General features: G+C 63.2%; 1 protein-coding gene and 1 pseudogene. Both read right to left on the bottom strand.

The window, feature by feature from the left end:
- Positions 1-182, bottom strand: a 182-nt coding sequence (locus Z164_RS23490; RefSeq protein WP_043691134.1) for a hypothetical protein, incomplete at its 3' end; no start/stop codon positions are given.
- A 24-nt stretch (positions 183-206) separates the two neighbouring features.
- A pseudogene (locus Z164_RS22900) lies at positions 207-467 on the bottom strand (hypothetical protein); the annotation flags it as partial.

Genomic DNA, 467 nt, shown 5'->3' with positions numbered 1-467 from the left:
ACCCAACCGCTGGGCGGAGTTCCCGTTTCCCGCGCGGAATCGTAGACATCGTGCGACAGCCCCGCCATCTCGCGCGCGTGGTAGTGCTCCTGGAGCTCGTTCGCGCGCTGCCGAAGCGCCGGATTCCCGCTCGCTCGCAGTTGCTCGAGCAGCGCCTGCTGCTCCTGGTGCCTGGTCGACATTCCCATCCTCCTTGTCTGCGTTCCTCAAAGCAGCGGAATCTGGTCTTCCTCAAAGGGGAAGCCCAGATTCTTGCGCATGAGCCGGTGCACCATCATGAAACCGCCACGGCCGGCATAGATGTTCGTAATCGTCCTGCTTGCGGAAACGTTGGCATTGACGTCCGCCCCGCGCTCCACCAGCAACTGCACGTTGCGCCACTGGTTCTGCTTGATGAAGGCGTGGAACAGCAGGGCCTCGTTGTTGGCGTTGCGGGTGTTCGGATCGCCGCCGTGGTCGAGCAGCAG

Origin of the sequence: Luteimonas huabeiensis HB2, assembly GCF_000559025.1 — a bacterium.
Classification (GTDB): domain Bacteria; phylum Pseudomonadota; class Gammaproteobacteria; order Xanthomonadales; family Xanthomonadaceae; genus Luteimonas; species Luteimonas huabeiensis.
This window is presented reverse-complemented; position numbering and strand designations above follow the sequence as displayed.